Origin of the sequence: Thermoanaerobacter uzonensis DSM 18761 (assembly GCF_900129115.1) — a bacterium.
Taxonomy (GTDB): domain Bacteria; phylum Bacillota; class Thermoanaerobacteria; order Thermoanaerobacterales; family Thermoanaerobacteraceae; genus Thermoanaerobacter; species Thermoanaerobacter uzonensis.
This window is the reverse complement of record NZ_FQUR01000009.1, coordinates 126,160-144,991: the sequence shown is the minus strand read 5'-3', so window position 1 is coordinate 144,991 and position 18,832 is coordinate 126,160. Positions and strand designations below refer to the sequence as shown.

General features: G+C 33.7%; 10 protein-coding genes and 1 pseudogene. 9 read left to right on the top strand and 2 right to left on the bottom strand.

Annotated elements, in window-relative coordinates:
- Nucleotides 1-41 precede the first annotated feature (41 nt).
- The 6 genes from BUB32_RS05305 (at nucleotide 42) to BUB32_RS05280 (ending at nucleotide 14,657) form a co-directional block, all read left to right on the top strand.
- Nucleotides 42-1,424, top strand: a complete 1,383-nt coding sequence (locus tag BUB32_RS05305; RefSeq protein WP_072968099.1) for an RsmF rRNA methyltransferase first C-terminal domain-containing protein — start codon at nucleotides 42-44, stop codon at nucleotides 1,422-1,424.
- A 176-nt stretch (nucleotides 1,425-1,600) separates the two neighbouring features.
- Nucleotides 1,601-10,267, top strand: a complete 8,667-nt coding sequence (locus BUB32_RS05300; RefSeq protein ID WP_072968098.1) for a GH36-type glycosyl hydrolase domain-containing protein — start codon at nucleotides 1,601-1,603, stop codon at nucleotides 10,265-10,267.
- A 439-nt stretch (nucleotides 10,268-10,706) separates the two neighbouring features.
- Complete coding sequence (locus BUB32_RS05295) at nucleotides 10,707-11,684, top strand: ABC transporter ATP-binding protein (RefSeq protein WP_072968096.1); 978 nt, start codon at nucleotides 10,707-10,709, stop codon at nucleotides 11,682-11,684.
- Nucleotides 11,650-12,357, top strand: coding sequence for an ABC transporter permease (locus BUB32_RS05290; protein WP_072968094.1), 708 nt, complete (start codon nucleotides 11,650-11,652; stop codon nucleotides 12,355-12,357). The genes BUB32_RS05295 and BUB32_RS05290 overlap by 35 nt, the downstream gene beginning before the upstream one ends.
- A 12-nt stretch (nucleotides 12,358-12,369) precedes the next feature.
- Entirely contained in the window at nucleotides 12,370-13,758 is a 1,389-nt protein-coding gene (locus BUB32_RS05285) for a GldG family protein (protein WP_072968093.1), read from the top strand.
- Nucleotides 13,755-14,657, top strand: a complete 903-nt coding sequence (locus tag BUB32_RS05280; RefSeq protein WP_072968091.1) for a DUF4340 domain-containing protein — start codon at nucleotides 13,755-13,757, stop codon at nucleotides 14,655-14,657. Before BUB32_RS05285 ends, BUB32_RS05280 begins: the two co-directional genes overlap by 4 nt.
- Before the next feature lie 54 nt (nucleotides 14,658-14,711).
- Here the strand turns inward: BUB32_RS05280 and BUB32_RS13270 are convergent.
- Both BUB32_RS13270 and BUB32_RS05275 read right to left on the bottom strand, forming a co-directional pair.
- Nucleotides 14,712-14,795, bottom strand: a pseudogene (locus BUB32_RS13270) (nucleotidyltransferase domain-containing protein); the annotation flags it as partial.
- Between the two features lie 48 nt (nucleotides 14,796-14,843).
- Entirely contained in the window at nucleotides 14,844-15,416 is a 573-nt protein-coding gene (locus tag BUB32_RS05275; RefSeq protein ID WP_072968089.1) for a Uma2 family endonuclease, read from the bottom strand.
- 345 nt (nucleotides 15,417-15,761) lie between these two features.
- Here BUB32_RS05275 and hisZ point away from each other — a divergent pair, with 345 nt between their 5' ends.
- The 3 genes from hisZ to hisD are packed head-to-tail and all read left to right on the top strand — an operon-like array spanning nucleotide 15,762 to nucleotide 18,832.
- Nucleotides 15,762-16,904: an ATP phosphoribosyltransferase regulatory subunit gene (hisZ, locus tag BUB32_RS05270; RefSeq protein ID WP_072968086.1), complete on the top strand. Its 1,143-nt coding sequence runs from the start codon at nucleotides 15,762-15,764 to the stop codon at nucleotides 16,902-16,904.
- A 1-nt stretch (nucleotide 16,905) separates the two neighbouring features.
- Nucleotides 16,906-17,547, top strand: a complete 642-nt coding sequence (gene hisG / locus BUB32_RS05265; RefSeq protein WP_072968084.1) for an ATP phosphoribosyltransferase — start codon at nucleotides 16,906-16,908, stop codon at nucleotides 17,545-17,547.
- Between the two features lies 1 nt (nucleotide 17,548).
- The gene (hisD, locus tag BUB32_RS05260; protein WP_072968082.1) at nucleotides 17,549-18,832 is read left to right on the top strand and encodes a histidinol dehydrogenase; all 1,284 of its coding nucleotides are present in this window, start codon (nucleotides 17,549-17,551) and stop codon (nucleotides 18,830-18,832) included.

Genomic DNA, 18,832 nt, shown 5'->3' with positions numbered 1-18,832 from the left:
TCAATATATTATTCAATCAATAAGATAGGGGTAGTAATAAGATGAAAATTACAGTAAAAAAAGAGTTTTTGAAGAGAATGGAGCAATTACTTAAAGAAGAGTATGAAGATTTTTTAAAGGAATATGACAAAAAGCCTCAAAAAGGCTTAAGAGTGAATACATTAAAAATCGGTGTAGAAGAGTTTAAAAAAATTGTTCCTTTTGAGATAACCCCAATTCCTTGGTGCCCAACTGGGTTTTATTATGATAAAGAAGAAAAGGCGGGCAACCATTTGTACCATATTTTAGGACTTTACTATATTCAAGAACCGACAGCGATGGCAGTTGTGGAGGTGTTAGACCCTAAACCGGGGGAAAAGATTCTCGATGTAAGTGCAGCGCCAGGAGGTAAAACCACCCACATAGCTACGAAAATTGGCGATGAAGGAATAATTGTTGCTAATGAAATAGATAAAAAGAGAATAAAAGCACTGGTGGAAAATGTAGAGAGAATGGGAATAAGAAATATTGTCATAACAAATGAAACTCCTGAAAAGTTGGCTACCGCATTTGAAGGATATTTTGATAAAATTTTGGTAGATGCTCCTTGTTCGGGAGAGGGAATGTTTAGAAAAGACCCTACAGCAAGGAAGATTTGGTCTTTAAATAATGTCATAAGTTGTTCTATTACACAGAGAAATATTTTGCGAAGTGTAGCTCCTTTATTAAAAAAGGGAGGCATTTTGGTTTATTCTACCTGTACTTTTGCTCCTGAAGAGGATGAAGGAGTTATAAAAAAATTTTTAGAAGAACATCCTGAATTTGAAATTGAAGAAAGTGAGATTAGCAAATTCTTTGACATAGGGCATCCCGAATGGGTTGAAGGCCCTGAAGATTTAAAAAAATGCATGAGATTATGGCCACATAAGGTGAGAGGAGAAGGTCACTTTATTGCGAAACTGAGAAAAAAAGAGGAAGAAGAGCCAGACTCTAGATTTAAAAAAACAAAAGGCAGAAGAAAGCAAAAAGAATTACAACTATTTTACGATTTTGCTGATAAATATCTTAATTTAGACTTAGATAATCTAAATATTGAAGTGCATAATGATTCTGTTTATCATGTACCAGAGGGTTTACCGGATTTGAATAATATAAAGGTATACAGATACGGTTGGCAGTTAGGAGTGCTTAAGAAAAACAGGTTTGAGCCTTCTCATTGGTTGGCAATGGGGATTAAAACTTTCCAAGCTAAAAGACTTTTGGAACTTGAAAGAGAACAAAAGGAAAAATATTTAAAAGGTGAAACTTTTGAATTGGACTTAGAAGACGGCTGGATTTTTTTTACTATAGAAGGGTTTCCTGCGGGATGGGGCAGAATTGCAAAAGGGGTAGTTAAAAATTATTATCCTAAGTGGCTTAGAGATATAGAGGCATGGGGTGAATGAATTGATTAGGTGTTTATTATATTCGCAACAAGAAATTTCAAGCATTACCTCTAATACTATTATGGTGGTAATAAAAGCCTAAATATTACGGGCTTTTATTTTTTTATGCTTTAAAATTTCAAACTTGAGGGAATAATATTTTTAGCACTAAATTGCAGTGAGGGAGTTGACATACTATGGAGTATGTGTTGATAGGAGCTATCTTGATTTTAATAGCTGCGTTTGTTGTACATTTTTCAAAAAAGCCTACATGGGGTAAGGAAGATTCTATAGGAGATTTTGACGATATCATTTTAAATTCGGAAGAAATGGAAAAGCATGCAGCAGAAATAGCGCAGAATCACAACATAATGAAGAGAACTAAATTATCCTATTTGCTAATTCCGCGGATGAATAAAAACTACAATTACATAAAGAATGTTTACAGAAATTTGAACAGCATTTTAAAAGAAGAGGATGTCTATATTTCTCAAGAAGAGGAGTGGTTGTTAGATAACTTTTATATAATTGAAGAGCAAGTTAAGGAAATAAGAAGAAGTTTGTCAAAAAGTTATTATTCAGGACTTCCAGGGATTAAAAATGGCTTATTCAAGGGTTACCCAAGAATATATGCTATAGCCTTTGAGCTAGTTCTTCACACTGATGGGAAAATTGATGAAAAAGCCATAATTAATTTTATAAAGGCTTATCAGACAAAGGCTTTGCTTTCCAGCTCTGAGCTGTGGGCATTAAGCCTTATGATACGTATTGCTTTGGTGGAGAAAATAAAAAAGATTTGCGAGAAAATTGTAGAAACTCGTCACCAAAGAGAAAAAGCAGAAAAGATACTCACATTGCTTTTGGAAAAAGAAATGAAGTATGAAGAAGTAAAAAAGCTTATAAGGGAAAACATCAATGTTGCGGATAGATTTCCTCTTCAATTTATTGAGCATTTAGTAAGTAGACTTAGAAAAGAAGGGAGTAATTCTGCTCACATTATACAATCTATAGAAAAGATTTTGATGGAATATGACACTAGCATTAACGATGTAGCTGAAAAGGCTCATCAAATACAGGCAAAAAGGCAAATTTCTATAGGCAATGCTATTACCAGTTTAAAAACTGTTTCCTCTCTCGATTGGGCACAAATTTTTGAAAGTTTGAGTTCCGTAGAGCAAGTTTTGAGGCAAGACCCGGATGGTACATATCCTAAGATGGATTTTGAATCAAGAGATTATTACAGACATGAAATAGAAAAAATAGCTAAATATTATAATACTTCAGAAACTTATGTTGCTAAAAAGGCAATTGAATGTGCAAAAGAAGTGACAGAACAAGATGGAAAACTAGGGTATATAAACCATGTAGGATTTTACCTTGTAGGCAAAGGAAGAAGTATTCTTGAAAACAAGCTGAGTAACAAATCAAAAAGGACAATAAGCTGGGCAAAAATTGCTAAAAAATCTCCAGAGACTTTGTATATAGGTTTAATTTCAACCTTCCTATTGGTGGGGGAGTTTTTTGCTTTAAAATATATAGCAAATTTTTCCAATAAATGGGGATTATTACTTATCTCTGGTGTAATTCTTCTAATACCTTTTAGTGAAATGTCAGTTCAATTAGTAAATTGGATTTTACTGCATATTTTTAAGCCAGTGGTATTGCCAAAGATTGAATTAAAAGAAGGTATTCCTGAAGATGCCAAAACAATGGTAGTGATTTCTTCTCTTTTGCCAGATGAAAAAAGGACAAAAGAGCTGATTGAAAATCTTGAGGTGTATTATCACGCCAATAGAGAAAAAAATTTGTATTTTGGCTTATTAGGGGATTTTAAAGATGCTCCTTTTGAAGTTATGCCGGAGGATGAAAAGATTGTAAAGTGTGCTTTAGAACAAATTGAAGAGTTAAATGACAAATATTCTAAAAACGGCGAAAAGATATTTTACTATTTTCATAGAAAAAGAAAATACAACGAAATGCAAAAAAGCTGGATGGGCTGGGAAAGAAAAAGAGGTGCTCTTATTGAATTTAATGAACTTTTAAGAGGGAAGGAGGATACGAGTTTCTATGTAGTTAGTGGAGATGTTTCCAAACTAAATATAAAATACGTAATAACTTTGGATGCAGATACGAATTTGCCTATTGATACTGCTAAAAAACTTGTAGGTACTATGTTGCATCCCTTAAACAAAGCAGTGATTGACAGAGATTATGGTGTAGTAGTAGAGGGATATGGACTATTGCAACCTAGAATAGGCATTGATATAGAAAGTGTAAATGCAACTTTATTTTCTCGCATTTTTGGAGGAGAAGGAGGTATAGATCCATATACTACAGCAGTATCAGATGTTTATCAGGATTTGTTCGGAGAAGGCATATATACAGGTAAAGGAATATACGATGTAGATGTATTTAGAGAACTTTTAAGAGATACTATACCGGATAATTCTATTTTAAGTCATGACCTTTTAGAAGGGTCCTTTGTGCGAACGGGCCTTGTTAGCGATATAGAATTAATTGATGGCTATCCTGCTAAATACAATTCTTATATCATGAGACTACACAGATGGGTAAGAGGGGATTGGCAGTTATTGCCTTACTTGAAATCCAAAATAAAAAATAGAAGAGGAGAAATTATAAAAAACCCACTTTCTTTAATTACTAAATGGAAAATTATGGATAACATGAGAAGAAGTGTTGTTTCATTTGCATTAATGTTGATGATATTTTTGGGATTTAGCATTTTACCTGGAAGCAGTTTTTTATGGTTAGGGGTTGCGATTTTAACTGTATTCTTCCCCATTCTACCTGCTTTAGTTGACACTATTTTTAAAGGCCAGTTTAGACACTATTGGGGAAAAAGACATAAAGCCGTGATAACAGGAATAGAAGCTGCTTTTTATCAATCATTACTTAATTTTATATTTTTACTCTATCAAGCTTATATGATGGTAGATGCAATAGTTAGAACACTGACGAGACTGTATATAACTCGAAAGAATTTATTGGAATGGGTTACGGCTGCTGACATGGAGAAGCGACTAAAAAATGACTTTGCAAGTTTTTTTAAAAGAATGTGGATAGTTTTAGTAGAGGGCTTAGCATTAGTTGCATTAGTTATATATTTTAAACCCCAAGATTTAATTGGGGCAATAGTGCTTTTTTCCTTTTGGGCAATTTCTCCCTACATTGCTTTTTATATAAGCCAGCCAATAATTTCAAAAGAAAAAACTGTGTCACAAGATGAAATAGAGGAATTGCGACTAATTGCGAGAAAAACCTGGAGATTTTTTGAAGACTTTGTGACAGAAAGCCAGAACTATCTGCCACCGGATAATTTTCAAGAAGATCCGCCTAATGGGATTGCGGAGAGAACATCACCTACAAACATAGGACTTTACCTGGTTTCAGTAATTGGAGCAAGAGATTTAGGTTATATAACCACAACTGAGATGGTAGAAAGAATCAAAAAAACCCTTACTACAATTGAAAAAATGGAAAAATGGAATGGACATTTGTACAATTGGTACAATACAAGGACTTTAGAGCCTTTAAGGCCCTATTATGTGTCTACTGTCGATAGCGGAAATTTAGTAGGTTATTTGATTACGGTAAAGGAAGCAATAGGTGAATTTTTAAATAAACCTCTTATAGATATTGAATTGGCAAAAGGCTTAAAAGATACTATCAAAATGTTGAATGTAGAAGGAATTACGGAAGATATTTTTAGAAACATTTTAAATAAAACAACTTTAGTGCCTTCTGATTGTGAACTACTCTTGGATAAAATTAGTGAGAAACTTTCAAGTACACAAGATGAGTTAGAAAATATTGAAAGATTAAAGAACATAATTGGGGCTTTAAAAAGGGAGACGAAAGAATTCTTAGTATGGACAGAATTTGATGAAAAACAAAAAGAGCAAGAGATTTTTAAAAGATATAAGGAGGTTTTTGAAGAACATTCATCTCCAAAAGAATTGGAAAAAGTCTATAAAAACTATTTATTAGAAATAGAAGAAGCTTTTAAAAAGGCTGCAGAAAAGGAGAAAGCTTTGTTAAAAAGTCAAAAAGATAAAGTTGCCCAGGCTCTGGAGAAAATTAAAAACTTGGAGGCAGAGATTGAAAATATAAAGAGTACAATTGAAAATTTGGTAGAAAAAACAGAATTCAGACATTTGTATGATGAAAAAAGACAGTTATTCTCAATAGGGTACAATGTTGAAGAGGAAAAACTTACAAAGTCTTATTATGATTTGTTGGCTTCGGAAGCAAGGCAAGCAAGTTTTATTGCTATTGCAAAAAGAGAAATTGATAAAAAACATTGGTTTAAATTGGGCCGGATGCTTGCCATTGAAAATCATTATAAAGGCTTGGTATCTTGGTCTGGAACGATGTTTGAGTACTTTATGCCACTTTTAATAATGAAAAATTACCAAAATACTTTATTGGATGAAACATATGCCTTTGCTGTAAGAGTACAAAAAAATTATGCTAAAGAATTAGGAATTCCATGGGGTATATCGGAGTCCGGATTTTACGCTTTTGACATAAATTTGAATTATCAGTACAAAGCTTTTGGAGTCCCAAGTCTAGGTCTTAAAAGGGGATTATCCCACGACAAAGTAGTAGCTCCTTATGGGTCTTTGCTGGCTATTGGAGTAGATGTAGAAGGGGTGCTACAAAACATAAGGTTCCTAAAAAAAGAAGGAGCTGAAGGAAAATACGGTTTTTATGAAGCGATAGATTATACACCAGAAAGAGTTCCTTTTGGTAAAAAAAGTGCGATAGTCAAAAGCTTTATGGCTCATCACCAAGGTATGGCTTTTGTGGCTTTAGACAATTTCATAAATAACAATATAATGCAAAAAAGATTTCATAAAGACCCAAGTATAAAAGCTGCTCAAATATTATTACAAGAAAAAATGCCAATGTATTTGGATATAACGAGGGAAGAAAGAGAAGAAGCAAGAAAAATTCAAAAAGTTCGCAAAGAAGATGGAGACTTTGTAAGGGTTTTAGGAGAATCAAAAACTTGGTTGCCAGAAGTCCATATTTTGTCAAGTGGAAGATACTTTGTAATGCTTACAGAAAAAGGGACAGGATACAGTAAAAATAACAGAGGTATTTTCTTGACAAGATGGAGGAAAGACTTGGCGCAAGATTTTGGTACTTTCATATTTGTTCAAAATATAAACTCTAATACTGTATGGTCTGCCACTTACGCTCCTTTTTATGAAAAAGGTCAGAATTACAGGGTTGTTTTTTCTGCTGATAAAGCAGAATACTTTAAAAGAGTTGGGAATATAGATACTCACTTAGAGATAGTCGTTTCACCAGAAGACGATGTGGAGATAAGGCGATTGACTTTAAAAAATCATAGTAAACATCCGAGAATATTAGAAATTACAAGTTTTGGAGAAATAAGCTTAATAGATTTGCCAACAGATGTGGCACATCCTGCTTTTAATAAACTTTTTGTAAAAACAGAATTTTTAAAGGAAGAAGATGCAATTTTAGTCTGCAGAAGGCCTAGAGAACAAGGGGAAAATAAACTATGGGCTGTGCACAAGGTAGCAGTTTTAAGTGGAGAAATTGTGGGAGGCACTCAGTTTGAAACTGATAGAGCAAAATTTATAGGAAGAGGGAGAAATTTAAAAAAACCAATTGCTTTAGAAGCTGATCAGCCACTTTCCAATACGGAAGGAGCAGTTCTTGATCCTATTGTAAGTTTAAGGAAAAGAGTAAAAGTAATGCCAGGGGAAGTAGCAAAAGTAGTATATATTTCTGCAATAACTGAAACTAAAGAAGAAGCCGTAAAAATTGCTGCAAAATACAAAGAGGAAAATGTAGTAGAAAGAGCTTTTGAAATGTCGTGGACAAGAAGTAGGGTAGAATTAGATTATCTTAATTTAAAACCCAGAGAATTAGGACTTTTGCAAAGAATGTTGGCTCACATTTTATTTGTGAGTCCTCAGCGTAAGCTTAGAGAAGAGATGATTTTGAAAAATGTAAAAGGTCAATCTGGTCTGTGGGCATATGGGATTTCAGGAGATTTACCAATTGTGTTAGTAGAGATAGAAAAGATGGAAGAAATAGAAATGATAAAGTGGTTTTTAAAAGCTTATGAATATTGGAAAATGAAAGGGATAAATATTGACCTTGTGATATTAAATAAAGATAAAAGCGGTTATCTACAACCCTTACATGATAAGATAAAAGAATTAATTAATTCTACCTTTTCTTATGACATTTTTGGCAAATATGGAGGCGTATATTTGTTACAGCAAAATAATTTAAAAGAGGAAGATGTATATCTTTTAAATACTGTTGTTGCCCTTAAGTTTGAAGGAGGAAATGAATCTATTTACGACCAGATAATGATTAAAGAGACAAAAAACGCTCCAAAACTTAAAAATCGGGTCAAAAAAGTACAAAATTTTGAAGAAATCAAATTAGAGGAATTACCATTAGATTATTACAATGGTTTTGGAGGATTTAGCTATGATGGCAAAGAGTATATTATAAAGTGGGAAGGCAAAAGTACTCCTGCTCCTTGGATAAATGTGATTTCCAACCCTTCTTTTGGCTTTCAGGTGTCAGAAACAGGAGCAGGGTATACTTGGGCAGAAAATAGCCGTGAGTACAAATTGACTCCATGGTACAATGACCCTGTTTTAGACCCCCATGGTGAGGTAATTTATTTGATAGATGAAGAAACAGGGGACAAATGGTCAATTATTCCTTTACCTGCTGGTAAAGCAAAAGTTCATTATATAAAACATGGTTTTGGGTATACTTCATTTGAAACAATATGCTGTGGTTTAAGCCAACACTTAAAGATATTTGTAGCAAAGGAAGATTCGATGAAAATAAATTTAGTTACCATCAAAAATTTGGGAAATGAAAACAGGAAACTTACAGTAACTTATTATATAAGGCCAGTTTTAGGAGTAACTGATGAGATTACTTTTCCGTATCTATTTACAAAGTACGATGAAAAAATAGGAGCATTAATGATTAAAAATGTGTACAATGAAGATTTTGCTAACAGATTAGCATTTTTGTCAGCTTCAGAAAAGATAAATTCATTTACAGGCGACAGGGCAGAGTTTATAGGAGTTGCTTCAAGTTTAACTTCACCCCAAGCATTGGAATATGAGACTCTCTCAAATTCTACAGGAACATCATTAGACCCCTGTGCTGCAATACAATTTCATGTAGAAGTAAAAGCTAAAGAAGAAAAGCAATTTACAATCTTATTAGGACATGGTAAAAACGAAGAAGAAGTAAAAAGGTTGATTTCAAAGTATACAAATGTTGAAAATTGTCAGAATGAATTGCGAAGAGTCCAAGAATTTTGGCAAGAGCTTCTAAGAAGGATACAGATTAAAACTCCTGACAGGTCAATGGATTTACTTGTAAATGGATGGCTACCTTATCAAACAATTGCGTGTAGATTGTGGGCAAGGTCAGCTTTTTATCAATCGGGAGGAGCTTATGGTTTTAGAGACCAATTGCAGGATGCTATGAATATGGTATATCTAGAGCCAGAATTTACAAAAAATCAAATAGTCAACGCTTGCCAGCATCAGTTTGTTGAAGGAGATGTGCAACATTGGTGGCATCCTGTACTAAACAAAGGCATAAGGACAAAGTTTTCTGATGACTTGTTATGGCTTCCATATGTTACAGCTGACTATATAGAAAAGACAGGAGATTGGTCTATACTGGACATAGAAGTAAATTATTTAGAAGATCTACCTTTAAAAGATGAAGAGGAAGAAAGATATTCAACACCTCGCATATCTGAAACAAAAGGCACAGTATATGAACATTGCATAAAAGCTATAGACTATTCATTAAAATTTGGAGAACATAGTTTGCCTTTGATGGGGTCTGGCGACTGGAATGACGGAATGAATAAGGTAGGAAACAAAGGAAAGGGAGAAAGTGTATGGTTAGGATGGTTTTTGTACACTATTCTTCAGAAGTTTTCGCACATATGTCAAACTAAAAAGGATGAAGAACATTCAAAAAAGTATAAGGAAGTAGCTGACAAATTAATAAAAGCTATAGAAGAAAATGCATGGGACGGAAGTTGGTACAGAAGGGCTTACTTTGACGATGGGACACCTTTAGGCTCTGTAGACAATTCAGAATGCAAAATTGACTCTATATCACAATCTTGGTCTGTTATATCTAAAGCGGGAAAAGAAGTAAGAGTAAAAGAGGCAATGAAGGCCGTTGCAAATTATTTGGTCAACGAAGAAGAAGGGATAATAAAGCTTTTGACCCCTCCTTTTGATAGTGGCGAATTAAATCCAGGTTATATAAAAGGATATGTTCCAGGAGTTAGAGAAAATGGAGGTCAATACACTCATGCGGCAGCATGGGTAATACTCGCATTTTTAGAGCTAGGAGAAGGAGATAGGGCATGGCAACTTTACAACATGATAAATCCTATAAATCACACCAGGACCCCTATTGAGTGTATGAAGTACAAAGTAGAGCCCTATGTCATGGCTGCAGATGTGTATGCAGTAGAACCTCATGTAGGAAGAGGAGGTTGGACGTGGTATACTGGCGCAGCAGGTTGGATGTACAGAATAGCAATTGAGAACCTCTTGGGTCTGAAAAAATACGGAGAAAAACTTATAATAGACCCTTGTATACCAAAAAATTGGGATAAATATGTGATAGAATATAACTATAAAAATACGAAATATCTAATAGATGTGAGAAATCCCAATGGTGTTAACAAAGGTGTAAAAGAAGTATATATAGATGGAAAGCTTGTCACAGATAATACTATTGATTTAACAAAGAAGGGAAATAGTCATCAGGTTTTAGTGGTAATGGGATAATAAGAAGCTATGACGACTTTGTCATAGTTTCAATTTGTAGACAAATTTTCGTGAAGTAGATATTTTGCATAAGGAGCGACTTGTTACAAAGCGGTAACAAAACTTAGCGAGACCGAGGGTGGAGGCAGGGCCGAAGCCAAGGATGGCGGAGGCGGGCACCTGAGACAGGACGTCGATTGTGCCCGGTACCCTGCCGGAATCCGAAGGTAAAGCTTAGTTTTGTCGCTTTGGAACACTGGAGCGACGATGCAAAATATCTACTTTAAAAAATTTTTGACTTTGTCAACAAACTAAAGCTCTGACAACTATTGTCTTCGTTTCTTATTACCATTTTACTTTAAGTTACAATCTTAACTAATGCTTAACAATTTGTACACAAATTTTTAATAATTTTATGATACAATTTCCACACTATGTAAAATGGAGGGTTGAGACAACCATGATGATAGAGCTAAAAAACGTCACAAAAGTTTATGGTACTCGTAAAGCAGTAGATAACATAAGCTTTTCTGTCGATAAGGGAGAAATAGTTGGTTTTTTAGGGCCCAATGGTGCCGGTAAAACTACCACTATGAAAATGATAACAGGATATATGCCCCCTACCAGCGGTACTATAAAAATTGCAGGATATGATATTGTTGAACAGCCCATAGAGGCAAAGAAACATATTGGTTATTTACCAGAGGTACCTCCTTTGTATTTAGATATGACTGTAGAGGCATATCTCCATTTTGTGGGAGGTATAAAAGGTGTTCCTCCAAAAAAGAGAAGAGAAGATGTTGAACGAATTATACATGAAGTTGGTTTGACTGATGTGAGAAAAAGGCTTATAAAAAACTTGTCCAAAGGTTATAAACAAAGGGTTGGACTTGCACAAGCAATCATAGGAGACCCTGATGTTTTGGTATTAGATGAGCCGACAGTAGGTCTTGATCCTAAGCAAATTAAAGAAATAAGAGATATTATAAAAGAGTTAGGGAAAAAGCATACAATAATTTTAAGCACTCATATATTGCCAGAAGTTAGTATGGTATGTGACAGAGTTATTATAATAAATAGAGGGAAAATTGTTGCAATAGATAAGACAGAGAATTTATCAACTACATTGCAAAATTCAAGGAGATATTTTATAAAAGTGGAAGGGCCTTATGAAGAAGTAGTAAACAGTGTAAAAGAGATTGAAGGAGTAACTAATGTAGAAGCAGAAGTTGATTCAGATAATACGATAAAGTTGACAGTGGAATCTTCTGCTGATAAAGATATTCGAAAAGATATGTTTTTTGCTTTTGCTAAAAAAGCCTTTCCAATATTAGAACTTAAAATGCTAAGTTACAGTCTTGAAGAAGTATTTTTAGAACTTACAACAGAGGAGGAAAGCTACGATGAAAATGTGGGAAATATTAAAGAGGGAGCTTAAAGGTTATTTCTTTTCGCCCCTTGCCTATGTGCTGTTAGGGTTTTATCTTTTGATATCTGGATACTTTTTTTCAACATTTGTGTTATCTACCCATTATGCTGTATTGAGTCCAATATTAAGCAGTATGGTCACTGTTTTTATGTTTATAAGTCCTATTTTGACAATGAGGCTTATCTCAGAGGACATGAAGACAGGTACAGATCAACTTTTACTTACGTCACCTGTTACAGTTACTGATATTATTATTGGCAAATTTTTTTCCGCAATGTTTGTGTATTTAGTAGCACTTGTAATAACTTTTTTATACCCCATTTATCTTAAATTGTATTCTTCACCAGATATGGGTTCTATCATAGCAGGTTATATTGGAGTGTTTCTAATAGGAGCAACTTTTATATCAATAGGGCTTTTTGCTTCTTCACTTACAGAAAATCAAATGATAGCTGGAGTAATTGGATTTGCTTTAATTCTTGTGCTTTGGTTGATTAGTTGGCTAGGAGACGTGTTTAGTGGAAAAGCAAAAACTATTTTTCAGAATCTGTCTTTTTTTGATAGGTTGAATAATTTTCTAAATGGATTAGTGAATTTAAGTGATGTAGTCTTTTTCATAAGTGTAGTTATATTCTTTATTTTCTTAACAATCCGTGTTGTAGATAAAAGACGTTGGAGTTAGGAGGATTAAAGAATGAATAGAACAAGGCTAAAATATGGGACTAATGCTTTTGTAATGACTGCACTTTTGTTGGCTATTCTGATATTAGCAAATGTTATTGTGGCTCAAAAACCTATAAAGTGGGATCTGACAAAAAATAAGCAATATACCCTTTCTGACCAAACAAAACAAGTATTAAAAAATCTCAAAACAGATGTTACAGTTTATGCATTTTTCAAAGAGGGTACTACTTCAAGAGACATGGTAAAAAGTTTGTTAGATCAATACAGAAATGTTTCAAAGAGAATAATTGTCCATTTTGTAGACCCAGATAAAGAGCCGGCAATTGCTCAAAGATATGGAATTACGGATTATGACACAGTGCTTTTTATTGCAGGAAGTGGTGCTAATGAAAAAAGACAGATAGTAAATTCTTATGATATTTTTGGCATGGGTAGCCAGCCTAATACTGCTACTTTTAATGGAGAAGAACAATTTACACAGGCTATAATTGATGTTACACAGCCTAAAAAGTTAAATGCGTATATTCTTCAAGGACATGATGAATTAAACAGCATTGACTATCTGGTGACTTTTAAAAACGCTTTGAGAGGAGAAGGATATAATGTAGAAGATTTAAATATAGGACAGGCAGGAGGAATACCAAAAAATACAGACTTATTAGTTATTGTTAACCCAAGAAGAGACTTTTCGGACAAGGAAATGGCTGCTTTAAAAGAATACTTTGACAAAGGCGGAAAAGCAATCATTGCAATGGGGGCAGAATATGGACCTTTGACTCAAAAATCTGTAAATGAGCTTTTGTCTACTTGGGGTGTAAAATTTGATAATGACGTTGTAGTAGATCCAGGAAGAAATTATTTTATGGATCCACTTTCTCCAGTTCCTCAGTACAAATTTCATACTATAACTAATAAATTGGATTTATCAAACTTGTACGTTGTAATGCCAATGTCAAGAAGTATTTCTTATCCTGATAAACCAGCAGAAAATATAACTATAGAGCAATTGCTTTCAACCAGTGATAAAGCGTGGGGTAAAACCGATTTTAACTCAAAAGATGCTAATTTTCAAAAAGGTGATATCAAAGGTCCTTTAAGCTTAGGCTTAGCTATATCCGATTCAAAGACAGGGATGAAGATTGTAGCTATTGGAAGTAGCATGATGTTTACTGATAAAATAATTACATTGGAAGCTAATAGAGACTTTTTAATGAATAGTGCTAACTGGTTAGCGGATAAGACAACACAGATTTCTATACGTCCCAAATCCCTTGAGTTTAATCAGATTTTCCTAACCGGAAAACAAGCTGCTATACTCTTTTATACCACAGTTGTAATTATTCCACTGGTGATGTGGATAATTGGAGGATACATGTGGTATAGGAGGAAAACATTATGAAGATTTTTAAAACCACTATTGTTTTGCTGGTAGTATTCGCTGTTCTTTTTGGCTATTATTTTTATGAAAGTAAAACCAATAAACCTGTTAAAGAGGATAACAAAATTTTTACCTTCAGAAATAACGATGTAAATTCTTTAAAAATAGAAAAAGAAGGAAAAACTTTAATTGATTTTAAAAAAGAAGGCGATACATGGTTTATAAAAGAACCTATTGACTACAAAGCAGACAGCATTTATGTTGATGAATTATTAGACAGCTTGACATCTCTCACTTTTGATAGAACGTTAGAAGGTGATTTATCCACTTATGGTCTTGACAAACCTTCTTATGCGATAAAAGTATCTTTGAAAAATGAAAAAAACTATTCACTTTTTATAGGAAATAAATCTCCTGTAAAAGAAAATTACCAAGAGGGTTATTATGTAAAAACTGATGGAGGCAAAATTTACAGAGTCAATGCTTCTTCATTAGAGAATTTCTTTTTGACAGATGATTATTTATATAAATATATGGAAAAATTTGTAGTGTCTATTCCAAAGAATGAAATAACTAAATTAGTTTTCTACCAAGATGGAAAAGAGTATCAAATACAAAAAGGTGAAAAAGATAACTGGCAAATTGATGGGAAAGCTATTAAAGCTGATGATGTGGATAATCTCTTAGACGGAATAGTATTACTTCAAATTAGTGGATTAGATAAGGGAAAAAATATTTCACAAGGAGAAACATCTTTTGCTTTTGATGTGTATGGCAAGGACAAAGTAGAAAAAATAAGCTTTGCTAAAAGAAATGCAGAAAATAAATATGTGCTTGTTAATGGACATTGCATAGGGCAATATGTAACTTTGAAAGACATAAAAAATCTGCAAGATACTCTTAATAAACTTATTAAGTAAAATATAGAAAGGCAGAAACTTACAGTTTCTGCCTTAGATTTATACTAAGCTTTAATTGCACTTTTCAATAATAATATTTGTTATCCTCTTTAGCTCATCTTCTAAGGAATACCTTAATAATTCAGTAGCTTCTCTCATAAAAAACACCTCTTTTTGCCAATAAAAAAGTTTATAATCAGTTTCTATTCATATTAGTACTGTTTTTAAATCAATCACAAGATCTTCAAAAATAGAAACTTTAACTTTATCATCTTGTGTATATATGTCAGGTCGTCCATATCTTTCATTATCCTGTAAAATAAACACACTTAGGATTTTGTTTTCGGGTTCTACTATCCAATATTCTTTCACACCATACTTTTCATACAAGTTAAACTTGTGGAGTTTATCTTTCTGTGCTGTTGAAGGCGAAATAATTTCGATTATCAAATCAGGAGCTCCTGTACATCCCTTCTCATCAAGCTTGGATTCATCACACACAACAACTATATCAGGCTGAACTATAGTCTTTATATCTTTCTCGTCCTTCTCATTTCCGTCAGGAAACTTTACATCAAAAGGTGCCATATATACTTCACACGATTTATCTTTGAGATAATCAAAAAATTGGTAAAAAAGCTGTCCCAAGATCCTTTGATGAGTTCTTGAAGGGGAAGTCATCAAGTAAATTTGGCTATCAATCAGTTCTATTCTTTCATTTTCTGGCCACGCTATATAATCTGCATAAGTATATATTTTATTTTCTTTTGGCAACGGCATATTTAACACCTTCTTTCAAATTAGATTAAAAGCTTTTATTTCTCTTATGTAAATTGCCAAAACATCCACACCTTTTTCATCTAACAGCAAATACATTACTCACATTTAACCATTTAACTCCTTTTACATTTAATTATACCACAACACCTTAAGTCTTCTTCAAATAATGTAAAATTTCACTTTTTGATTTTGCGCGTGGATTTACAATGCAAGCAGGATAATATTCAGTACGTTTCTGCCTATTTGTCTATGCTTGACATACATTGAAAATTAGGATACAATAAAAGAAGTACAGTTTATTACTTTATCACGTTACAAAGACAGAGTAAATTGTGGGGTGTTTTAATGATATATTTGCCTGATGGTGTACAAGATTTTTTGCCGGAAGAATATAGAGTTAAGCGCAAAATAGAAGAAAAGTTTAGAGAGGTTTTTATAAAATTTGGCTATCAAGAGATAATGCCTCCTACTTTTGAATATAGCGATAATTTTTCTGTTTTGTTTGATGAAAACAATTTGTACAGGTTTTTCGATAAAAAGGGAAATATATTAGCTTTAAGGCCAGATGTAACTACTCAAATAGCGAGAATTGTCTCTACGAAGTTAAAAGGTAGTTTCCCACTTAAGTTATGCTATGTCGCTAATGTCTATCGCTATGATGACCCACAGGTAGGAAAAATGAGAGAGTTTACTCAGGCAGGGATTGAACTTATAGGTACAAATCATGAAGAATCTGATGCAGAGATAATAACAGTTGCGATAGAGGCTTTAAAGAGTATTGGAATAGAGGACTTTAAAGTGGACGTGGGACAGGTAGAATTTTTTAAAAGAGCAGTAGAAGATTTAGAGTTACAAAATGAAGAAATAAACCTTTTAAGAGAGTTTTTGCAACAGAAAAATCAATCTGCGATAGAAGAATTCATAAATGATAAAGGAATTAGGGGCAAAAAAGCAAAGTTTTTAAGTGAACTTCCTCTTTTATTTGGTGGCGAAGAAGTGCTTAAAAGAGCAAAAGAGCTTTACGATACTCCTAAACTGGGTGAAACGATAGATTACCTTGAAAGAGTATATAGAATATTAAAAGATTTTGGTATGGAAGAGTATATAAGTTTTGACTTAGGAATGGTGCAAAATCTTAATTATTATACTGGTATCATATTCAGGTGTTTTGTTAAAGGAATTGGTTATGCTATATGTACCGGAGGAAGGTATGATGGTCTTTTAGGGATTTTTGGAGAGCACATTCCAGCGACAGGTTTTGCTATAAGTGTGGAAAGGTCAATGTTAGCACTTCAAAAACAGAAAAAAGATATTATTGATAAATCCTGGAGAGTTTTAATAAAATACAAGGAAAACTTAAGAAGTAATGCTTACAAGAAAGCCACTTTGTTAAGAGGTGAGGGAAAAATTGTAGAGATGTATAGCTATGAAAAAGCGAAACATGTTGATGAAAATAGCTTTGACGAAATTATAGATATGGGGGAATAACATGGAAAATATTTCTATTGCACTGCCAAAAGGCAGAATGGCAGATAGTGCTATAACTTTGTTTGAAAAGGCAGGAATTGCTGAGAATATTTTAAAAGATATTTCTCGAAAGCTTGTGGTTAATGACTATAAAAATTTAATGAAGTTTATGTTGGTAAAGCCAATAGATGTGCCCACATATGTAGAGCACGGGGCAGCTGATTTAGGGATTTGTGGAAAAGACATTCTCTTAGAACAAAAAAAAGATTGCTATGAAGTTTTAGATTTAAAATTTGGTTTTTGTAAAATGGTGGTTGCGGGGCCTAAAGAGGCAAATGGCAGTTTTCTTACTAATAAAAGAGTTGCAACAAAGTTTCCCAACATTGCAGAAGAATTTTTCAGGCAAAAGGGGGAAAATGTAGAAATAATTAAGCTGAATGGTTCTGTGGAGCTTGCTCCTATTGTGGGGCTGTCAGAGGTAATTGTAGACATTGTAGAGACAGGTAATACTTTAAGAGAAAATGGTCTTATAGTCATTGAAGAAATTTTTCCTTCCAGTGCGAGATTGATAGTGAATAAAGCCAGTCTTAAAACTAAAAGCCAGAGAATAAAAGAGATAATTATAAAATTAAAAGAGGTTGTGGAAACTTTTAAGGAGGTTTAAAATGATTGAGATATTTGATTTTCGAAAGGGAATTGACGATGGTATTTTACAAAAGCTTCACAACAGAAGTAAATTAGAGAATAGAGAAATAGCAAAAAAAGTGGAAGAAATAATTTCAAACGTAAGAGAGAGAAAAGATAAAGCTTTGTTTGAGTATACTTACATGTTTGACGGAATAAATCTTGACAAAAGTACTGTAAAAGTTACGAAAGAGGAAATAAAAAATGCTTATAAAGAAGTAGGAGAGGAATTTTTAAAAGCGATTGACAAAGCTATCAAAAACATAACAGAATTTCATGAAAAGCAAAAACAGTCTACATGGATGGATTTTAAAGAGGGAATAATTTATGGACAAATAATAAGGCCCCTTTCTCAAGTTGGCATTTATGTTCCAGGGGGAACTGCTGCATATCCTTCTTCAGTTTTGATGAATGGAATACCTGCTAAAGTTGCAGGGGTTGAAAGGATAGTGATGGTTTCACCAGCTAGCAAAAAGGGTATAAACCCTTACGTATTGGTGGCTGCAGACAGGATAGGTATAAATGAAATATATAGAGTTGGAGGCGCACAGGCTGTTGCAGCCTTGGCCTTTAGTACAGAGTCAATACCTAAGGTGGATAAAATAGTTGGCCCGGGAAATATTTTTGTCGCAATGGCTAAAAGAGCCCTTTACGGACATGTGGATATTGATATGGTGGCAGGCCCCAGTGAAGTTTTGGTAATAGCTGACGAAGCTGCTAATCCTAAATATGTGGCGGCGGACCTGTTGTCACAGGCAGAACACGACATAATGGCATCTTCAATACTTGTAACCACATCTTTGAAGGTTGCGCAACAAGTAAAAACAGAAATTGAAAGGCAAATGGAATATCTTGGAAGGAAAGAAATAATTGAAAAGTCTTTAAAAAATTTTGGTGCGATAATTGTTGTAAATGATTTACAAGAAGCAATTGGTATTGCAAACGACATAGCTCCAGAGCATTTAGAACTTAACATTTCCAATGCCTTTGAAATAATTGGTGAAATCAAGAATGCAGGAGCAGTCTTTGTGGGAGAATATTCTCCAGAACCCTTAGGGGATTACCTTGCTGGCCCTAACCATGTGCTTCCTACTAGTGGAACAGCAAGGTTTTTCTCGCCTCTTTCTGTGACGGACTTTATCAAAAAGATGAATATTCTCTATTATTCTAAAGATTCTTTGAGAGAGGCAAAAGAGGATGTAATCACTTTAGCAAATTCAGAAGGGCTTACCGCTCATGCTAATTCTATAAAAGTGAGGTTTTAA